This is a genomic window from Streptomyces sp. NPDC051976 (assembly GCF_040680795.1).
Classification (GTDB): domain Bacteria; phylum Actinomycetota; class Actinomycetes; order Streptomycetales; family Streptomycetaceae; genus Actinacidiphila.
On record NZ_JBFAXL010000162.1, the window covers coordinates 1 to 1,153 of the forward strand.

A 1,153-nucleotide genomic window follows, 5' to 3' on the forward strand; every position below is an offset into this window, starting at 1 on the left:
GCTAGTGCGTTGGCCACGAACGTTGCTGGGGTTGGTTAGGCGGCTTTGGGTCGTGGGCGGCCCCAGCGTTGCTGGCGTTCGCTGCGGATCTTGGCGCGTTCGCGGCGTTGCGCGGCCAGGACGTCGGGGTGGCGGGCGTTGGCGTTGCGCCATCGCAGGTAGTCCTGGAGTCTGCGGGCGAGCACGGTGTGGTTGGGGTGGTTCGAGTTGCCCATGACGAAGTTGCGTAAGGGGCCGAACTGGGCCTCGATCGGGTTGGCCCACGATGCGCTCGTCGGCGTCAGGCACAGCTCGACCTTGTTCTTCTTCGCCCAGGCCCGGATCGCCGGGGTCTTGTTCGCCGAGAGGTTGTCCATGATCACGTAGATGGGGGCGCCGTCGGGCCTGGCTGCCCGGATCGACTTCAGCGCCGCCAGGCTGTGGTCGCCGCCCTTGCGGCGCCGTGTCACGCCCCACAGCTGGTCGTCGCCGAGGGAGTAGCACCCGTGGAAGTACCGGATGCCGTGGGTGCGGTGGTAGGTGGCCGGCAACCGGTCGGGCTTGTTCTTTCGGGCCCAGCCGGTGCCGTGGCAGGGGCGGATCGACAGCGGGCCGAACTGGTCGAAGGCGAAACACCGGTGCGGGAAGCGGCTGGTCACGTGCTCGATGCGGTCGAGTTTGGTGTCCTTGTCCGGGTCGGCGGACTCCTTCCAGGTGCGGGTGCGCTGGAAGGAGATCCCGTGCTCGCGCAGGATCTGCCGGAGTCGTTCGCGGCCTATGCGCACCCGGTGGCCGGAGTTGCGGGCCAAGTAGTCGGTGAGTTTGCGAAGGCTCCAGTGCGTGAACGGGCGGCCCAGCGCCGCGGGGCGTGTCGTGGCCGTCGCGATGATGAACCCACGGTCTTCATCGCTGATCAGGCGGGGACGGCCTCCCGCCCACTGAGGGTCCAGGGCGGCCAGCCCCTTCTCGTTGAACGCATGGATCACGTCCCGGACGGTGTCCTCGTGAGCGGCGACCAGCTGGGCGATCGCCGGCACGGTAGTGCCTGACGCCGACGCCATGATGATCAGTGCGCGACGGACCCGCACCGACTCATGACGGCCCCGCCGAACAATCTGCTGGAGTTTCTGTCCTTCTTCATCGGTCAACCGCCGCGCTCTGACCGGCTCTGCCA

1 protein-coding gene is annotated in these 1,153 nt (G+C 68.1%); it reads right to left on the reverse strand.

Translation table 11 applies throughout. The features are described 5' to 3' along the window. Positions 1–35: 35 nt before the first annotated feature. Positions 36–1,153: IS630 family transposase (locus tag AB0M29_RS45220; RefSeq protein ID WP_365393698.1), on the reverse strand; the 1,118-nt coding region annotated here is incomplete at its 5' end.